General features: G+C 45.6%; 2 protein-coding genes. Both read right to left on the bottom strand.

What is annotated here, in order from left to right; all coding sequences use genetic code 11:
* Positions 1-94 precede the first annotated feature (94 nt).
* Positions 95-835, bottom strand: a complete 741-nt coding sequence (gene istB, locus AC23P2_RS30995; protein ID WP_487776774.1) for an IS21-like element helper ATPase IstB — start codon at positions 833-835, stop codon at positions 95-97.
* A 37-nt stretch (positions 836-872) separates the two neighbouring features.
* Positions 873-2,420: IS21 family transposase (istA, locus tag AC23P2_RS30990; RefSeq protein ID WP_487776773.1), on the bottom strand; the 1,548-nt coding region annotated here is incomplete at its 5' end.

The following is a 2,420-nucleotide window of genomic DNA, read 5'->3' as shown; positions in this document are numbered from 1 at the left end:
GTGAGTATTCCGATAGTAATTGAGCAGGGTATTCCGATGCAATTTGCGCAGCTGTGGATAACTTAGAGAAGTGTTGCAAATATAGTTAAAGAATTCATTTGGGATTATTTTTCGCGGAGTTTCTCAAGGAGCCGCCTTTAAGGTCAATTCGATGGGTGTGCGATAAAATTCTATCCAAAATAGCATCCGCCAAAGCAGGTTCGGCGATATAATCATGCCAATTGGCTACAGGCATCTGAGCAGTGATGATGGTGGAAGCTTTGCCGTGTCGGTCTTCGATGAGTTGTAAGATGGCGAGTCGCGCACCTGTATCCAGGGGTTGGATACCCCAGTCATCCAAGATAAGCAAATGATATTTTTCAATTCGGGCAAGTTCCTTGATATAAGAGCCATCCGCTTTAGCCAGGTGAAGCCGTTGCAGCAGTTTAGGCAATGAAAAATAGATGACTCTAAACCCCATTTGGCAGGCTTGATAGCCTAAGGCCGTGGCAATAAAACTTTTTCCACAACCCGTCGCCCCGGTGATAATTATGTTTTCATGTCTTTTCACAAAAGAGGTATCAGCCAATTTACAAACCACATCCTTACTGAGATTTCTTTCGGAAGCGATGATGATTTCTTCCACCGTGGCTTGGTAGCGGAATTGCGCCTGTTGGATAGCCGAGCGTGTTTTTCGGTGTTGCCTGTCAAGGATTTCGGCTTCTACAATTTGGGCCAACAGTTGCTGTGAGCAGGGGTGTTTATCCACCGGGAGTTCGCACAGGGTTTGGTAGGCATTGGCCATCCCCATTAATTTGAGTGTTCGCATTTGAGAGATAGTTTCGTGTGTGTTCATTGTACTTTGTTTTACGGTTGAAAAGAAAAAAGGAAGATTATTGATAGTGATTTGCTCCACGGATATTTTCGTGATAAATACCTGTTGGTGAAGTAATTGTTTCATCTGTTAAAGGGATATGATCCAACTCTCGGTCAAGAATGCTTTTAATGAGTGTATAGGATATTCCCTCGTAGGCGATGGCTCTTTGACAGGCATTCTCCATGCGTTGCGCACCTACCTTTTTGGCCAAATTCAGTACACCTGCGCATGATTTATAAGACTGAGCAGGGTAGGTTTTTCTGTTCAACAGCTGTTGGATGGCCAAATGAGTATTCATGCCGATTTTGAGGGCTTCCTGCTCAAAGAAGACGGGGGACCAATTCATCAGCCACCGGTGTTGAGCGGGCAAATGCTCTTTGAGAGTGGTGTAATGATGTTTAGATACCATGCGCTGATGGGTAGCAATTCGTTGGTAGTTATGGTAAATCTCTACTGTCTCTGCATTATAAACCATCTTTACAAATTGACCTACAAGCGTATAAGGCACGGAGTAGTAGTGCCTGTCCTCGGATAGAAGAACGTGGCAATCAGGATGTACCTTGGCCGTATGATAGGATTGTAATTGATATTTTTCCGAGGGCAATGGCTTCAAAGCGGAACGTTCAACTTCTTCAAAACGGGAGCGGCGGGAATAGTCTTTTCCTTGAAAAAGAGCCTGATTATGAACTTCCAGCAAGGGTAAAATGGCCTCATTAAGTGCGGCAAGAGAACTGAAGACCTGATCACGAAGCGGGGCATAAATGCGTTGATAAGCAAGTTCAACAGCCTTTTCCACTAAGGATTTATCGCGGGGTTTTCCACTTCGGGCCGGATAAATGCAACTGCCGTAATGAGCGGCAAAGTGCTCAAGGCTCTCATTGAGATGAGGTTCATAGCGGTCGGGCTTGGTGACTGCGGACTTCAGATTATCCGGTATGATGGCCTGTGGAACACCGCCAAAATAAATCAAAGCGTTTGATAAAGCGGCTAAAAAGTGGGTTTTGCGTTGCGAAGGAATGGCTTCCACGTAGGTAAGCTGACTACAGGCTAAGGTAGCCACAAAGACTTCGACAGCCATAGTTTGACCTGTGGGAATATCAATCCAATACAATTTACTGCCGGCAAAGTCAATGAAAAGCTTTTCGCCTGCCTTATGCTCCAGGTGCATAACCACCTGCTGATGCTTCTGCCATTGGCGGAACAGGTTGCAAAATTGAGAGAATTGAACTCCGTCCGGGTGTTCTTTACGATATTCCAGCCAAAGCAACTGACGACTTACACCGACACGAGACAATTCCTGCTCATAGTTTTTAAAACGTTCATGTAGGGCTTGGTGTTTGGGAGAGGGCTCGGCAGGCTTACCACTCACTAACCGATGAAGTGCTTCATCGCTCCAGGTCAGGGCTTCTGACAGGTCCTTAAAGTAGCTCCTAAATAAGTCAAGGTAGTGCCTGACAGTGTTACGGGAAAGACCCTGAGTGCGAGCGATCTCACTGCGAGAGATGCCCTGTATCTGCAATTGAATGATTCGTCTTATCTGGTACATCTGGGTAAGTTTGTTAGC

This window comes from Runella sp. R0.1_18 (assembly GCF_057652155.1).
This window is presented reverse-complemented; position numbering and strand designations above follow the sequence as displayed.